Origin of the sequence: Cutibacterium sp. 37298, assembly GCF_023838685.1 — a bacterium.
In the GTDB taxonomy this organism is placed as follows: Bacteria; Actinomycetota; Actinomycetes; order Propionibacteriales; family Propionibacteriaceae; genus Cutibacterium; species Cutibacterium acnes.
The window spans coordinates 35,591-49,052 of record NZ_JAJNRJ010000003.1 but is presented as its reverse complement, the minus strand read 5'-3'; the positions used below and the strand labels follow the sequence as shown (position 1 = coordinate 49,052).

The 13,462-nt window shown below is 59.5% G+C and carries 15 protein-coding genes and 2 pseudogenes; 8 read left to right on the top strand and 9 right to left on the bottom strand.

What is annotated here, in order from left to right; translation table 11 throughout:
- Window positions 1–84: 84 nt before the first annotated feature.
- Window positions 85–1,431 (bottom strand): thioester domain-containing protein, encoded by a 1,347-nt coding sequence (locus LRP59_RS08875; protein ID WP_252236850.1) that lies wholly within the window; start codon window positions 1,429–1,431, stop codon window positions 85–87.
- A gap of 392 nt (window positions 1,432–1,823) precedes the next feature.
- Window positions 1,824–1,934: pseudogene (locus LRP59_RS08870) on the bottom strand (short chain dehydrogenase); the annotation flags it as partial.
- Between the two features lie 227 nt (window positions 1,935–2,161).
- Between LRP59_RS08870 and LRP59_RS08865 the strand changes: the two are divergent.
- The 3 genes from LRP59_RS08865 (at window position 2,162) to LRP59_RS08855 (ending at window position 4,394) form a co-directional block, all read left to right on the top strand.
- Window positions 2,162–2,632 carry a Na+/H+ antiporter NhaC family protein gene (locus LRP59_RS08865; RefSeq protein ID WP_002514715.1) on the top strand — a complete coding sequence of 157 codons (471 nt, stop codon included), beginning with the start codon at window positions 2,162–2,164 and terminating at the stop codon, window positions 2,630–2,632.
- Window positions 2,611–3,471: an SLC13 family permease gene (locus LRP59_RS08860; protein WP_002514714.1), complete on the top strand. Its 861-nt coding sequence runs from the start codon at window positions 2,611–2,613 to the stop codon at window positions 3,469–3,471. Before LRP59_RS08865 ends, LRP59_RS08860 begins: the two co-directional genes overlap by 22 nt.
- Window positions 3,472–3,590: 119 nt before the next feature.
- The gene (locus LRP59_RS08855; RefSeq protein ID WP_002514713.1) at window positions 3,591–4,394 is read left to right on the top strand and encodes a hydroxymethylpyrimidine/phosphomethylpyrimidine kinase; all 804 of its coding nucleotides are present in this window, start codon (window positions 3,591–3,593) and stop codon (window positions 4,392–4,394) included.
- A 103-nt stretch (window positions 4,395–4,497) separates the two neighbouring features.
- Here LRP59_RS08855 and LRP59_RS08850 read toward each other — a convergent pair whose 3' ends face one another.
- The gene (locus LRP59_RS08850; protein ID WP_002522145.1) at window positions 4,498–5,232 is read right to left on the bottom strand and encodes an SDR family oxidoreductase; all 735 of its coding nucleotides are present in this window, start codon (window positions 5,230–5,232) and stop codon (window positions 4,498–4,500) included.
- A gap of 196 nt (window positions 5,233–5,428) precedes the next feature.
- On the opposite strand from LRP59_RS08850, the gene LRP59_RS08845 reads away from it, so the two are divergent.
- A complete protein-coding gene (locus tag LRP59_RS08845; protein ID WP_002514710.1) occupies window positions 5,429–5,848 on the top strand; it encodes a hypothetical protein in 420 nt (139 codons plus the stop codon).
- A 334-nt stretch (window positions 5,849–6,182) separates the two neighbouring features.
- Here the strand turns inward: LRP59_RS08845 and LRP59_RS12150 are convergent.
- From LRP59_RS12150 to LRP59_RS08820, 5 genes and pseudogenes are all read right to left on the bottom strand, one after another.
- Window positions 6,183–6,412: pseudogene (locus tag LRP59_RS12150) on the bottom strand (hypothetical protein).
- 10 nt (window positions 6,413–6,422) lie between these two features.
- Complete coding sequence (locus tag LRP59_RS08835; RefSeq protein ID WP_014167039.1) at window positions 6,423–7,064, bottom strand: nucleoside triphosphate pyrophosphatase; 642 nt, start codon at window positions 7,062–7,064, stop codon at window positions 6,423–6,425.
- A gap of 1 nt (window position 7,065) precedes the next feature.
- Window positions 7,066–7,281 (bottom strand): acyl-CoA carboxylase subunit epsilon, encoded by a 216-nt coding sequence (locus LRP59_RS08830; protein WP_002514708.1) that lies wholly within the window; start codon window positions 7,279–7,281, stop codon window positions 7,066–7,068.
- 11 nt (window positions 7,282–7,292) lie between these two features.
- The gene (locus tag LRP59_RS08825) at window positions 7,293–8,867 is read right to left on the bottom strand and encodes an acyl-CoA carboxylase subunit beta (RefSeq protein WP_002514707.1); all 1,575 of its coding nucleotides are present in this window, start codon (window positions 8,865–8,867) and stop codon (window positions 7,293–7,295) included.
- Window positions 8,868–8,959: 92 nt separating this feature from the next.
- Entirely contained in the window at window positions 8,960–9,385 is a 426-nt protein-coding gene (locus LRP59_RS08820; protein WP_002523558.1) for a hypothetical protein, read from the bottom strand.
- Between the two features lie 170 nt (window positions 9,386–9,555).
- Here LRP59_RS08820 and LRP59_RS08815 point away from each other — a divergent pair, with 170 nt between their 5' ends.
- Together LRP59_RS08815 and LRP59_RS08810 are read left to right on the top strand one after the other, a co-directional pair.
- The gene (locus LRP59_RS08815; RefSeq protein ID WP_254935033.1) at window positions 9,556–10,302 is read left to right on the top strand and encodes a biotin--[acetyl-CoA-carboxylase] ligase; all 747 of its coding nucleotides are present in this window, start codon (window positions 9,556–9,558) and stop codon (window positions 10,300–10,302) included.
- Window positions 10,303–10,349: 47 nt separating this feature from the next.
- A complete protein-coding gene (locus LRP59_RS08810) occupies window positions 10,350–11,066 on the top strand; it encodes a peptidase E (protein ID WP_002514704.1) in 717 nt (238 codons plus the stop codon).
- Here the strand turns inward: LRP59_RS08810 and LRP59_RS08805 are convergent.
- Window positions 11,053–11,583, bottom strand: coding sequence for a PH domain-containing protein (locus LRP59_RS08805; protein WP_002523560.1), 531 nt, complete (start codon window positions 11,581–11,583; stop codon window positions 11,053–11,055). The genes LRP59_RS08810 and LRP59_RS08805 overlap by 14 nt on opposite strands.
- 106 nt (window positions 11,584–11,689) lie before the next feature.
- On the opposite strand from LRP59_RS08805, the gene LRP59_RS08800 reads away from it, so the two are divergent.
- On the top strand, window positions 11,690–12,862 hold the full coding sequence (locus LRP59_RS08800) for a 5-(carboxyamino)imidazole ribonucleotide synthase (RefSeq protein ID WP_002514702.1): 1,173 nt from the start codon (window positions 11,690–11,692) through the stop codon (window positions 12,860–12,862).
- Window positions 12,855–13,445, top strand: coding sequence for a 5-(carboxyamino)imidazole ribonucleotide mutase (gene purE / locus LRP59_RS08795; RefSeq protein ID WP_002514701.1), 591 nt, complete (start codon window positions 12,855–12,857; stop codon window positions 13,443–13,445). Before LRP59_RS08800 ends, purE begins: the two co-directional genes overlap by 8 nt.
- Window positions 13,446–13,462: the final 17 nt, after the last annotated feature.

Sequence of the window (13,462 nt, the reverse complement as noted above, 5' to 3'; positions counted from 1 at the left end):
AAACGGCGGGGGCGTCCACCTGTGATGGTGGGCGCCCCCGCCGTGTTACGGGGTGATGGCCGTTATGGGGCCATCACCGTGGGATCACACACCCGTGTGAGGCATTAGCCCTGGGTGGCTGGGGCCGACCGGAATCATGGTCGGGGTTGGTGTCGGAACCACTGGTGCGGTGACCGTGGTGGTTTCGGCGTGTTCACCGCACTTGCCCTGGGCGAGCACCTTGCCGTTGCTATCGGTGAGGGTCTCCACCCAGTAGTAGGTGCCAGCCTGCCCGACGGTCACCTTGGGAGAGGCGATGTCGATGGGCTGGATGTGGTTGCCGGCCGGAACCGCGACGGGCTTGGTCGTGATAACCGAGTCGCCGCACATGTTCGGTAGTAGCCCCTTGTGGGACAGCTTGAACGTGATGTGGGCGCCTTCGGGGACCGTGCCGGTGATGTGGGCGGTATCGCCGAAGGGCTTGCCCACCTCGGCGGTCTGGTCGGCGGTGGTGGTCACTTTCACATCAACCGTCGGGGTTGGTGTTGGCGTCGGGGTTGGTGTCGGCGTCGGGGTTGGGGCCGGGCTTATTGGCTGAATGGGAACAATGATGCGATCTTGATGTCCCCGCTGCCCTGCCTCAAGGCTCAGGGCTGCACCGGCGAAATCTGAGGTCCCCCGTGCGTCGGACGTTGAGTCCAACGGATCTGAGACAGGAACAGCCTTTTTGATCAAATAATTATAAAGACTCGATATGTGCTTCTTTGCACTGTCGGGAACGGATATCAGCCTACCATTTTCATATTCGGTGATGTCATCGCTTTTCAGGGTGAAATCGTCACTGAAGTGCCATATTGCCGCCTGGGTGGCGGTTACGGCATCCCTGTGATCGGATCCTGTTGCATCATCGTTCCCATTGGCGGCGTTAGCTTGCTTCTCTAACTCGTCAAGAGCTTTGCTAGGGTAGCCGTTTTTCGCAATCCACCCAATCTTGGGGAGCGCGTTGGTGAGATTATCGTTGTAATGTGGTTTCAGTTCACTCCACTTGGTGAGAGTACCAGTGTCCTGATGGTACCGCTCCTGAAGCGAATTCTTCTCAATGCAGTACGCCAGTACTGGATCGCCATCTAGTGTATGAGAGTTATCTTGTGTGTCCGTCGGGTGGAGCGCCGTTAGATTAGCAAGCCCCGCAACTGCTCCATCTTCGAGATAATATCCCGTGTAATAGAAGAAGCCGTCCCTCAGTGAGTCGCTGACGTAACTTGGGAGTTTCTTGTAGAAGGGGGAATCTGCGTATGCGGTCAGTGACACCGAGGCTTGATCTCCAGCCTTCGCATGAATTTCATTTACTGCGTCAGCCTTCGCGGGGAGCGGGGGCAGTAAAAGCGCAGACCCGGCAATGAGCACTCCGGTCAATACTGCGGTCGTGGGGGATTTAAACCTTTGTTTCATGTGGTTAGATGATCCTTTTGTTTTGGTTGCATTGGAAAAATTATGTGAAACGAAAAATTATGTGAAACGATTGGTTGAGGGCTTTCTTTTCTTTTCTCCTTTTCCTTCGAAATCGTCAAATCAGCGCGTAATCATATCAAAATTATATACGGTGTCAACTGGGTAATTTGTGTTATGCGTTCTCGTGGCAAGACTTCCGGTCGTACGTGCGGCGAGTTGATCGCATTGGTCGCGATATTGTCCCCGTGATGATTTGGTTGAAGGTGCCTGGGGTCGTACGACCGTACCTCTGGGGCGTCGGCGGCATGACAATAGATGAGCTGAATGAGTCTTGTATATGCCATCAAGTGAGATTTGAGGCCGAAGAGGGCCGCTGGGTTGCTATGCGTTGATTGAGGCGCCGCGTCGACGCGGCTGGGGTGAATGGAGGTCACCTGGACTACGCCGCGTTCCTTTTCGCGTAGGGCGTGGGTGAGTGCTCGCAGTGCGTACTTTGATGCCGCGGGTGGCTCCGGTCACGAGGACGGAAAGTCTGAATATCTGCGCTATGAGACGGATTCTGTGGAATTATGTGGGGCAAAGGTGCAAGTCTCAGGGTGAGTGTTGCACGAATTCACGATGACGAGGAGTTCGTGTCCACCCGGTTCGCGAACTTGTGACGTCATCGGGGACTTCTGACTCGGGTCCGGACGGGGCTTGTGACACCCGCCTTCAAGGGAGAGGAGCGCAGATGATTAGTCTCACCATTGGACTAGCACTTGCCGTATCGATAGCCATCGGCCGCGTTCGGAAGATCAACATCGGTCTCGTCGCGATTCCGTTCGCCTACATCATCGGCGCGTTTTTCATGCATATAAAGCCGTCCGACGTCATCGACCTGTGGCCGAGCCACATCTTCTTTGCCATCCTCGCGATCTCGTTGTTCTTCGGATTTGCGATGGCCAACGGCACGCTCGCGGAGATCGCCAACGGGTTGCTCTATAGATTCCGTGCGGCTCCAGTCATGCTCCCGGTCATGATCTTCCTCGTGTCCGTGCTCATTTCGGCCTTGGGTGCCGGGTACTACGCCGTCATGGTGCTTATGGCGCCCATTGCTCTCCTCGTGTGTCGCAAGATCGGGATCAACCCGCTCGTTGGTGCGTTGTGCGCCGACTGCGGGGGCAGGTGGGGTCGAACTTTATGGTCGGCCTCAACGGGGTGATTTTCCGTAACCTCATCACTGGCGAGAAGTTTAGCTCAAACGAGGCTTTCGTGGTCTCGACGACGATCTTCGTCGTCTACCTCGTCATGACTTTCTTCATTATCCTGACGATGCTCTTCATCTCCTCGCATCAACGCAAACGCGACGGAATGATGGCTCAAAAAGTGACCTTTGCCGAACCCATACCACTGGACCGACGTCAGCGCACGAATGTGTGGCTCATCGGGGTTTTCGTCGTCATTCTTCTCGTGCCGCCGATCCTCCATCTTTGTATGCCGCACAACTCGGCCGTGACCTGGGTGAACTCGCGGGTCGATGTCTCGCTCTTCGCTATCCTCTTCGCCGTTGTCTGTGCGCTTATGAGGGTCGGTGAGGAGAAAGAGTCGCTCTTACACGTACCGTGGTCGACCCTCATCATGATCGGTGGGATGGGCATGCTCGTCTCGATAGCTGTCAAGGCGGGCACGATCTCGTTGCTTGCTGGGTGGGTTGGACACACCCCGAGACTGCTCATCCCCGTTGTTCTGTGCTTCCTGGCGGCAGTTTTGAACATGTTCGGCGGCAGTTTCGTCGGGGTTGTCGCCCCGGCTCTGTTCCCAGTCGTGGCGACCCTCGCGAGGGCGACCGGCATGAGCCCGGTGCTCCTGTACACGAGCACGACGATCGGTGGTCTGGCCACCGGTATCTCGCCATTCTCGGCCGGCGGAGCCATGGTTCTGGGATTCACCGACAAGGACGAGAGGGACGACATGTTCCACCGTGAGTTCGCCGTCGGCCTGCCTGTCTGTGTCGGCGCAGCGCTTGTCGTGAGTTTCTTGTGCTCGCTCGTGCTCGGCTGAGGGGGAAAGGATGAGCCGTGGTGACGTTGCCATCGGCTATCCCACCAATTCTGGGCCACGTTGTGGTTACTCCTCGGCAATTCCCGACGTTACTGGGAAGGCCTTCTAGACTTGACAGCGTGACGAAGATTGCACTTGCTATTGCCGGGTCCGAGGCGTCCGGTGGCGCTGGAGCCCAGACCGACCTCAAGACTTTTCACCAGCTCGGGGTGTTCGGATGCACGTCCTTGACGTGCATCGTCTCGTTTGACCCTCACAATGACTGGGGGCACCGGTTTGTGCCGGTGGACCCGCAAGTCATCCATGATCAGATTGAGGCGGCCGTTGCCGTCCATGGTCGGGTCGACGCCGTGAAGATCGGTATGCTCGGCACCCCGACGACGATTGGCGTCGTCGCTGAGGCTCTTGAGAGCTATCAGTTCCCTAAGGTCATCCTTGATCCGGTGCTCATCTGTAAGGGTCAGGAGCCCGGTGCCGCCCTCGACACCGACAATGCTTTGCGCGAGAAGCTCCTGCCACGAGCTGACGTCGTGACTCCGAACCTCTTCGAGACTCAGACCTTGGCCGGGGTGGACGAGATCACCTCCGTGGAAGCCCTTAAAGATGCTGCCAAGCGGATCGGTGACCAGGGAGTTCCGGTCGTCATCGCCAAGGCCGGCACCCTGCTGGACACTGGCACCGCTCTGGACGTCTACTACGACGGCCATGATTGCGAGGTCCTTGAAGTTCCTGCCGTCGGCCAGGAGCGCGTCTCTGGTGCTGGATGCACCTTGGCTGCCGCGATCACCGCGGAGATTGCCAAGGGGGCCAGCGCCCTCGATGCTGTCCGCACTGCTAAGCAGGTTGTCGTTTCGGCGATCGAAAACCGGATGCACGGCAACGCCCCGTTCGACTGCGTTTACCAGGGTAATTACCGAGCCTGAAACCATCACAAGGTTCACATGATGTTGGCCCTGGCATGTGATGATGCTGGGGCCAACTTGCCCCCTGCGCCCTCTGATGGCCCGGGTCGTGCTGCGGGGTGGATCAGCCGCGGAAGACTGGGCGCACTGAGAGTTCTTCGATCATGGCGTCCGGGCTGGCTTCCAAAGCTGCGCGCACGGTGACGGCAACCGACTGTGGACGCAGATGGTCGGCGGCGTTGTAGGGGCGCCCGGCCTGGGCTTGGAGCTCCACTTGCATGTCGGTGTCGACGCGGCCGGGGTGAATGGAGGTTACCCGGACTACGCCGCGTTCTTCTTCGCGTAGGGCGTGGGTGAGTGCTCGCAGTGCGTACTTTGATGCTGCGTATACGCCACCGCTGGCGGGGGTTCGCAGGAATCCTGATCCGGAATTGATCATGATGACATCGCCGTGGCTGGCGCGCAGTAGGGGAAGTACTAGGCGAGTGAGGTCGGCGACGGCGACGACGTTGATTTCTAGCACGCGGCGCCATTCGTCTCGGGGTTGGGAGGCAATATCGCCAGGTGACGCCGCGCTCACTCCTGCACTGTTAATAAGGACGTCAAGGTGGTCCAGGTGGGAGACGGCTGCAGCGGTGGCCTCCTCGTCGGTCAGATCGACGACGAAGGGGGAGGCGTTGGGTAGTTCTGATACCACGTTGTCGACGGCTTCTTGGTGGCGTCCTCCCACGATGATGTGGTGGTCGCGCCCTAGCTCGTCGGCGATGGCCCGCCCGATGCCGCGGGTGGCCCCGGTCACGAGGACACTCTTAGCGCCATGGCTGTTGTGTGAAATTTCTGACGTCGTGGGCGCTTTCATAACGCCACCGTACTCGTCCTACCAGGAGCGATACCGCGTACACCATGGCCGACGTAGACGCCGGCGCGATGTATCTGCGGGTTGCCAACAACCTCAAGCGTCCCGCCCGCGCCCCTGACAGTGCGATCCATGCTGTGTGTCGTGCCTGATACTGCATGACCAGGTGTAAGGGACGATCAGCGATAGCATCGTCGGCATGAATGCCAGGGCAGCGGTCGCGGTGACGGTTCTGCTCGTCGTGGCAGGGTGTGCTCCTTCACACGGGGGAGCCGTGCCGAGCCCTTCTGCTGCATCCGCTACCCCGGCTCCTGCCGGTGCGGAGACGCTGGCGAATCTGGGGTTTAAATATGGCCCCCGGAATTTCCGGCTGCCCAAGGGACTGGCCGTCACGTTACGGGTTGATCACGTCAACAACATCACCCTGCTTACTGGGCCGGATACGTCGGGTAAAGTACACGATTTTCTGGCCGATAATCTGTCGGCATCGGGTTTTACAGTGACGGGAAACGCCAACGGATCCTTGACTTTCATCTCGAATCGCGGCGACACCAAGGGGTGGAGTGGAGGCTTCACCAGTTCCGACGAGGCGGCGGGGCTGACTTTGCGTCACGGTTGAAGCTGTGGAAGGTACAGGGCGGGACATGACACATATTAATAATCCATACAGTTCGTCTCGTGTGACTCGGAACCATCGGTGTAGTAATTGCTGTCACCTCCTATTCTGAGGATAGTCGAGTATTTCCTTTTTGGGGTGTACTGTGATGATGTCAAGCATCCACCCAGTGATAGGGAAACAATCGTTCAGATTGCGTAGAAGAAAATCTGAGGTGAGTATCTCGCCGTGGGATAATCCTGTTCGGAAGGATGCTTTAAAAGATATTGCTGCGGCTAGCATGAGAAGTCCGGTTGGCTCTCTGGCGGTAATGCTGATTACCCTGACGCAACATCTGTTACATGTTGAAGGGTCGCAAGGGTGAACCGTTCTTTCTGTTCTGGTCAAACCCGACCATGGGGACGATGTGAACAATACTGGGGGTATCACCCAAGGAGATGCGCTCGGGCTCTCCTGGTCATCGTTGGTTAAACGTCAGGTGGCATGCAATCGAGCGCTCAAGCGGTGCTGACGAGACACATCGATGCCCGTAATCTGCGACGGAACCTTAAACCGCCCCGGGACGATCTTCCCACCGTCAGCTCAGATGGCCACCCTTCGGACCGTTCCACAGTGAGGACCATTCGACGTCGAGGTCCATGAGCATCTGGCGCAGCAGTGGTAGAGAGATGCCGGTGACATTGTGGGGATCACCGTTGATACGAGTAATAAAGGCGCCGCCCAAACCGTCGATAGTGAACGCCCCCGCCACCGCGGCGGGTTCCCCACTGTCCACGTAGGCGTCGATTTCGGCGTCGGTGAGGTCGGCAAATGTGACGACGGTTTGGCCGATGCGGGTCTGCTCGCGTAACTGCCCGTTCACAATGACCGCGACGTGATGGCCGCTCACCAACACGCCCTGGTGACCGCGCATCCGACGCCACCACTGCCGGGCGCGCTCGGCAGTGTGAGGTTTGCCGAGAATGCGTCCGTCAAGGTTGAGAACGGAATCGCAGGCCACCACGATCATCCGGTCAGCGGGGTACTCCTCAAGAGCTCCGGACTCGATGACTGAGTGGGCCTTGAGGCGGGACAACCTCGCCGTCATGGCAACCGCGTCCTCCCCGCGCAGATGACTCTCATCGGCCCCTGATGCGATGACGACGGGCTCGATACCGGCGGAACGCAACATACGTAGCCGGGCTGGGGACTTCGAGGCAAGAACGAAACAGGTCGTCATATCAGTAGCGTCGCAAAGATCCACGCCAGGCTGCCTGGCCGGGCATAAAAGGTTCACGGATGGTACGCCAATACGATTTCCAGCCAAAGGCGATCGGCCGGTCATCAGGCACGTAGGCGTTCGGGCTGGGGCGAGTGAGCTCGGCCAACACCGTCACCAGCGCGCCGAGCTCCTCGTCGGTGAGATTCCCCTTCGTCACCGTAATTGCATCGTTCATGGCGCCCTCACTCACAGCGGGATGTTTCCGTGCTTCTTGGGAGGCAGGGTCTCACGCTTGGTACGCAGCAGACGAAGGGTGCGGATGACCGAGGCGCGAGTCTCGTGCGGATGGATAACCTGGTCGATCCAACCGCGCTCGGCAGCCTGGTACGGGTTCGATAGCGTCGTCTCGTATTCGTCAATGAGCTCTTTGCGCTTGGCCTGTGGATCAGGATCCATGGCAAGAGTGCGTCGATGCAGGATGCTGACGGCCCCCTCGGCCCCCATGACGGCAATCTGCGCGGTAGGCCAGGCCAGATTGACGTCGGCGCCGAGGGTCTTGGACCCCATCACGATGTAGGCGCCGCCGTAGGCCTTGCGGGTGACGACGGTCAGCAGCGGCACGGTGGCCTCAGCGTAGGCATAAATGAGTTTGGCGCCGCGGCGGATAATGCCGTCGTGCTCTTGCTCGACGCCGGGCAGGAAACCAGGGGTGTCGACGAAGGTGAGCACCGGAATGTTAAAAGAGTCGCAGGTGCGTACGAACCGGGCGGCCTTCTCAGATGCGTCGATGTCGAGGGTGCCGGCATTGATCATCGGTTGGTTGGCGACGATGCCGATCGCACGACCTTCAATGCGTCCGAATCCGCAGATGACGTTGGGGGCGAAAAGTTCGTGGATCTCCAGGAAGGTGTCTTCGTCCAGCACGGTCGTAATGACCTCGTGCATGTCATAGGGCTGATGTGAAGAGTCCGGGATGAGAACGTCGAGCTTGCGGTCGTGATCGGTGATCGTCAGGTCGGCCTCGCCATCGTCGTAGAACGGCGGATCCTCAAGGTTGTTCTGCGGAAGATAGCTAATGAGGTCGCGGACGAACTCGAGAGCATCGTCCTCGTCATTGGCCAGGTAGTGGGAATTGCCTGACTTGACGGAGTGGGTGCGTGCGCCGCCCAGCTCTTCGAGAGAGACGTCCTCACCGGTGACTTGCTTGACGACAGCCGGGCCGGTGATGAACATCTGGGAGGTCTGGTCGACCATAACAATGAAGTCAGTGAGGGCAGGAGAGTAGACGTGGCCTCCGGCCGCCGCACCCATGATGATGGAGATCTGGGGGATAACACCGGAGGCCCTGGTGTTGCGGCGGAAAATATCACCGAAGCGGGCCAGGGAGGCCACTCCCTCTTGGATGCGTGCGCCGCCGCCCTCATTGATGCCGATAAGGGGACAACCAGTCTTGACGGCGAAGTCAATGATTTTGCAGATTTTCTCGCCGTAGACTTCGCCGAGGGATCCGCCGAAGATAGTGACGTCCTGGCTGAATACACAAACCGGGCGACCATGGATCGCGCCGACACCGGTGATGACCCCGTCGGTGTACGGACGTTTGCGGTCCATGCCGAAGTTCGTTGAGCGGTGACGGGCGAACTCGTCAAGCTCAGTAAAGGAATCTTCATCGAGTAGCCGTAAGATGCGCTCCCGGGCGGTCATCTTTCCGGTGGCATGTTGCTTTTCGATGGCCGAGGGGGATGCGGCATTGACGGCCTCGTCGATCCTCCGACCGAGGTCGGCGATCTTCCCGGCCGTGGTGTGGATGTCGATCTCCATATGCTGAGACTATCCGTCAGAGGCGACAAATGTGGTGCCGGGCCGCTCCCCGGGACGACTTATCCCCGGGACGATTTAATGGTGCCGCGGGATCACTGGGAGGCAGTCGTCTCCTGCCGACTCACAGATGCACTAGCGCGCAGCACCACCGCCACAGCAGCCAGGGCAACCGCGGTGATGATGACTGGCAGGTAGAGGCTGTGGGAGACCGGATTCGTCGCCGCTCTTCGGCACACTGCTGAGGCCAGGAAGGTGACGATGAAGGCCAGGCTGTCGAGGCCGAAGTGTGGATCGGCATGAGATGCGACGACAACGAGGAAGATTGCGGCGATGCCGGTCGTGGTACAGGTGAGAGTGGCGCTCGACTGCGTATCGGGTAGAGGGCCGATAATCGCCAGGCACAACAGTGCTGCGATGAGGAACACGGCGAGGATGCGACGGGAGTGCTCGTAGAGCGTTTGCATGGTGTCTCCGTATTTATTGCCGCGGTGATCTGTCGTCTCTTTCAGCGATAACATATCTATTTAGGATAACAATAGGGAACCCGGCGTTGGTCCGGCCGTCGCGCGTGGGTACTTTTGGGTAGTCTGAGCAGGTGCCGTCCACACCTTCGCCTATTGCTGATCGCGTTCTTGAGCTTGCCGGGGACACCCTTTTTACGGGGCCTCGTGGGGGAGGAGTTACCTGCATTGACTCCACCGGTTCCACTAACGCCGACATGGCTGCTTTCGTGCGAGCAGGGGGAACGTCTTTCTGCCTACTCGTTGCTGACCACCAAGAGGGCGGGCGTGGACGGTTCACGCGCAGTTGGCAGGATGTCCCCGGTACGAGTTTGGCGATCTCAGCGTTGGTGCCCAATGATCGTCCGTCGCAGGACTGGGGCTGGCTGTCGATGGTTGCGGGGCTCGCTGTTGTCAAGGTCATCAAGGAGGTCGGTGGGGCTGACCGTTCCCGAGTGACGCTGAAGTGGCCCAATGATGTGCTCGTGGATCTGGACACTGACCAGGGCGGCAAAGTGTGCGGAATTCTCTCAGAACGCGTTGACGGTCCAGCCGGTCCGCACGCCGTCATCGGAATCGGCATCAACGTTTCGATGGGGCGTGACGAATTGCCCCTGCCGACGGCGACCTCTCTGGCTCTGTGTGGGTTGAACCACGACAAGAATGAGTTGCTGGCCAGCCTTCTCATCCACCTTGACGAGCTATTAACAGTGTGGTTGGAGACCGGAACGGTGCGGGATCAGTATGTGGCCCGCTGTGACACCATTGGTACTCCGGTCCGTCTGACCTTCGACCCAGAAATCGTGGGTGGTGGTGAGGGGGCCATTGAGGGCATCGGTGTCGACGTTGACGTTGATGGCGCTATCGTGGTGGAAACTTCTGACGGGCGTCGCAGTTTCAACGCTGCTGACGTTCATCATTTGCGAACCAGGTGAGTTCCGCTACGGCGTCCTGAGCGTTCCCACCATCTAGACTGCTGACTATGACGACCCACATCTTGGCCCTTGGTGGTGGCGGTTTTTCGATGTCGAACCGCGGTGAGCCTACCGCTCTCGACCGTCACATCCTTGACCTGTCTGGAAAGTCTTCCCCCCTGGTGTGCTTCGCCCCCACCGCAGCTGCTGACGATCCGGTCTACGTCAACCGTTTTCTGGCCGCCTATTCGGCCCTCGGGGTGCGCAACATGGTGTTGACACTGTGGCAGGGAGCAGCGGAGTCGGTGGAGCGTCTCTCTCAAGCGGCCATCGTTGTCTCTGGTGGTGGATCAGCCGCCAACCTTATGGCGCTGTGGAAGATGCACGGGGTCGACCACGTGATTCGGCGCATGATCGCAGCTGACAGCGACGTCGTCCTCGCCGGTGTCTCTGCTGGTGCAGCGTGCTGGTTCTCCGGGTGTCTAACCGACGCTTTCGGGGATCTGCGAGCTTGGCGTGGCGGTATGGGTCTGTTGGACGGTTCTTTCTGTCCTCACTTCGACGGTGAGTCCGAGCGAGCGCCTATCTACGCCCAAGCGGTCGCCAACGGGGTGCTTCCTGGCGGATACGCGGTCGACGATGGGGCGGCGGTGCATTTTGTCGACGGAATGTTCGCTGGGGCGGTCGCTGAGCATGAAAGGGCCGAGGTATCAAGGTTCTCTGCCTCTGATGAGCCGACATCGTCGGGAGTTCTGCGCGAGGAACTCGACGTCACCGTGCTGTGACCGATTCCTCGCAGTAGTCGTTCAGGTACTCGCCGTATCCGTTGTCCGTCAGGTCCGTGAAGAGGTCGACGACCCGACGTGCCCCGGGGACATCGTTAAGCACCATCTGGTCGGACGGGGTAGTGAGGATGAGTGTTCCGCAGCCCATCATCCGGTCAAACAACGTGGCCTGCCATGACACATCAATGAGGCTGTCAATCATGACATCGTGGCCGCGTCGAACGACAACGCCATGGCGTAACATGACGCGGCGATCGGTGATCGTCATCGTTGTCGTGAACCATGTCAGCCAGGGGGAGAGGGTGCCGACGATAATGAGTGCGACTGCGATAGTGACAACGATCGGCCAATACTGTGCTCGCATGTCGGAAGGCATGATTCCAAGCAGAGCGGCCGCTCCGACAACCCCAACAAACCCCATGACGACGGGCCAGAAGAGGGCTTTGGCGTGACGACGGGTGTGCACGAGTACCGTCTCGTTACGGTTATGCCTCAGTGGCTGTCCAACTCGCACCATGTTTCCAGTATGGACGATTCGCGCTGCGAGGTGATTGCGGCTGCCGGAGGTGAGTCTGAGTCCTACGCCCGTCACGGTGGGCGTTTTATGTCCGGTGGTCGTTACGATGAACGTCGTGACGTCTTACACCATCGGAATCATTGGCGGCGGGCAGTTAGCCCGCATGATGCATCAGGCTGCGATCGGATTGGGGGTGCGCACCCGCCTGCTGGCCTCTGATCCTGAAGAGTCTGCGGCCCAGGTGATGTCTGACGTCGTCGTTGGCTCCCACCTCGACCACGACGCTGTTATGAATTTCGCCGCCGGGTGCGATGTCGTCACCTTCGACCACGAACACGTACCGACGGTCCTCGTTGAGGAGATGGAAGAGGCCGGGTACGCGGTCCGCCCAGGGGCGGCCGCCATGGTTCACGCGCAAGACAAGGTCGTCATGCGTGAGTTTATGGAGCGCGAGGGTTTCCCGAATCCTGCGTGGCAGGTTTGCGACACTCCCGAAGACCTCGTCTCTTTTGGTCATGACCGTGGCTGGCCTGTCATTGCGAAAACCTCCCGTGGCGGTTATGACGGCAAAGGAGTGTTCAAGATCGACGGCCCCGATGGTGCTGGTGAGCCCTTTGACGCGGCCGGGGATCTGGCCGACGGCAAGCAGCCGATTCGTATTCTCGCGGAAGAGTTCGTCGATTTCCGACGCGAACTTTCCGCGGTCGTCGTGCGCTCCCCGTCGGGTCAGGGAGCCGCGTACCCGGTTACCGAAACTATTCAGCGTCACGGGGTATGTGCGGAGACTATCAGCCCGGCCCCTGACCTCTCGTCGGACCGTCAAGTTGAGCTGCAAACCATGGCGCTCGACATTGCTGGACGCCTCGACGTCATCGGGGTGCTGGCAGTCGAGCTGATGGAGCGTGAGGACGGATCCGTCGTCGTCAATGAGCTGGCGACCCGTCCTCACAACACTGCCCATTGGACGGTCGACGGAGCTGAGACGAGTCAGTTTGGAAACCACATGCGAGCCGTGCTTAACCTACCCCTCGGTTCACCGGCCCTGATCGCTCCCGTAGTTGTCATGGCCAACGTCCTCGGTGGGTCCGAGGAGGATTTGACCGGGGCTTTGCAACATTGCTTCGCTCGTGACCCAGAACTTCGCGTCGAGCTGTACGGCAAGTCCGTGCGGCCCGGTCGCAAGGTCGGTCACGTCACCTGCCTTGGTAACGACATTGAGACGACTCATCGTCGGGCCCGCCATGCCGCCGCCTACCTTATGGGAGAACACGATGCCTGAGACCACCACTGCTAGCCGTAAGCCGCGCCGAGGTGAGAAGGTCAAAACAACCACCGGGGGAGCACGCCGGCTGGCGTGTGACGCCAATGGCCCTCAAGTGTCGATCATCATGGGCTCGGACTCTGACTGGCCGACGATGGAGCCTGCGGCTCAGGTGCTTACCGACTTCAATGTGGGATTTGAGGCTGACGTCGTGTCGGCCCACCGCATGCCTGAGGACATGATCGAGTTCGGTCGAGGCGCGCACAAGCGCGGTATCAAGGTGATCATCGCCGGTGCTGGCGGTGCCGCCCATCTGCCGGGCATGGTCGCCGCGCTGACCCCGCTGCCGGTTATCGGGGTTCCCGTGCCGCTAGCCCACCTCGACGGTATGGATTCCTTGCTATCGATCGTTCAGATGCCAGGTGGTGTGCCGGTGGCGACGGTCGGCGTCGGTAATGCCAAGAACGCCGGCCTGCTAGCGGTACGGATTCTTGCCGCGTCGACCCCTGAGCTGTGCGAGGCCATGGTCAAGTACCAGTCCGATTTGCACGATGTGGCTGCGGGCAAGGGCGAGAAAGTGCGTCGTCACTCCTGTCCCTGAGCGACTACCGAGAGTTC

Coding starts and splice junctions, on each gene's coding strand:
- LRP59_RS08875 (WP_252236850.1), bottom strand. CDS start 1,431: ATGAAACAAAGGTTTAAATCCCCCACGACCGCAGTATTGACCGGAGTG.
- LRP59_RS08865 (WP_002514715.1), top strand. CDS start 2,162: ATGATTAGTCTCACCATTGGACTAGCACTTGCCGTATCGATAGCCATC.
- LRP59_RS08860 (WP_002514714.1), top strand. CDS start 2,611: ATGGTCGGCCTCAACGGGGTGATTTTCCGTAACCTCATCACTGGCGAG.
- LRP59_RS08850 (WP_002522145.1), bottom strand. CDS start 5,232: ATGAAAGCGCCCACGACGTCAGAAATTTCACACAACAGCCATGGCGCT.
- LRP59_RS08845 (WP_002514710.1), top strand. CDS start 5,429: ATGAATGCCAGGGCAGCGGTCGCGGTGACGGTTCTGCTCGTCGTGGCA.
- LRP59_RS08835 (WP_014167039.1), bottom strand. CDS start 7,064: ATGACGACCTGTTTCGTTCTTGCCTCGAAGTCCCCAGCCCGGCTACGT.
- LRP59_RS08830 (WP_002514708.1), bottom strand. CDS start 7,281: ATGAACGATGCAATTACGGTGACGAAGGGGAATCTCACCGACGAGGAG.
- LRP59_RS08825 (WP_002514707.1), bottom strand. CDS start 8,867: ATGGAGATCGACATCCACACCACGGCCGGGAAGATCGCCGACCTCGGT.
- LRP59_RS08820 (WP_002523558.1), bottom strand. CDS start 9,385: ATGTTATCGCTGAAAGAGACGACAGATCACCGCGGCAATAAATACGGA.
- LRP59_RS08810 (WP_002514704.1), top strand. CDS start 10,350: ATGACGACCCACATCTTGGCCCTTGGTGGTGGCGGTTTTTCGATGTCG.
- LRP59_RS08805 (WP_002523560.1), bottom strand. CDS start 11,583: ATGGTGCGAGTTGGACAGCCACTGAGGCATAACCGTAACGAGACGGTA.
- LRP59_RS08800 (WP_002514702.1), top strand. CDS start 11,690: ATGAACGTCGTGACGTCTTACACCATCGGAATCATTGGCGGCGGGCAG.
- purE (WP_002514701.1), top strand. CDS start 12,855: ATGCCTGAGACCACCACTGCTAGCCGTAAGCCGCGCCGAGGTGAGAAG.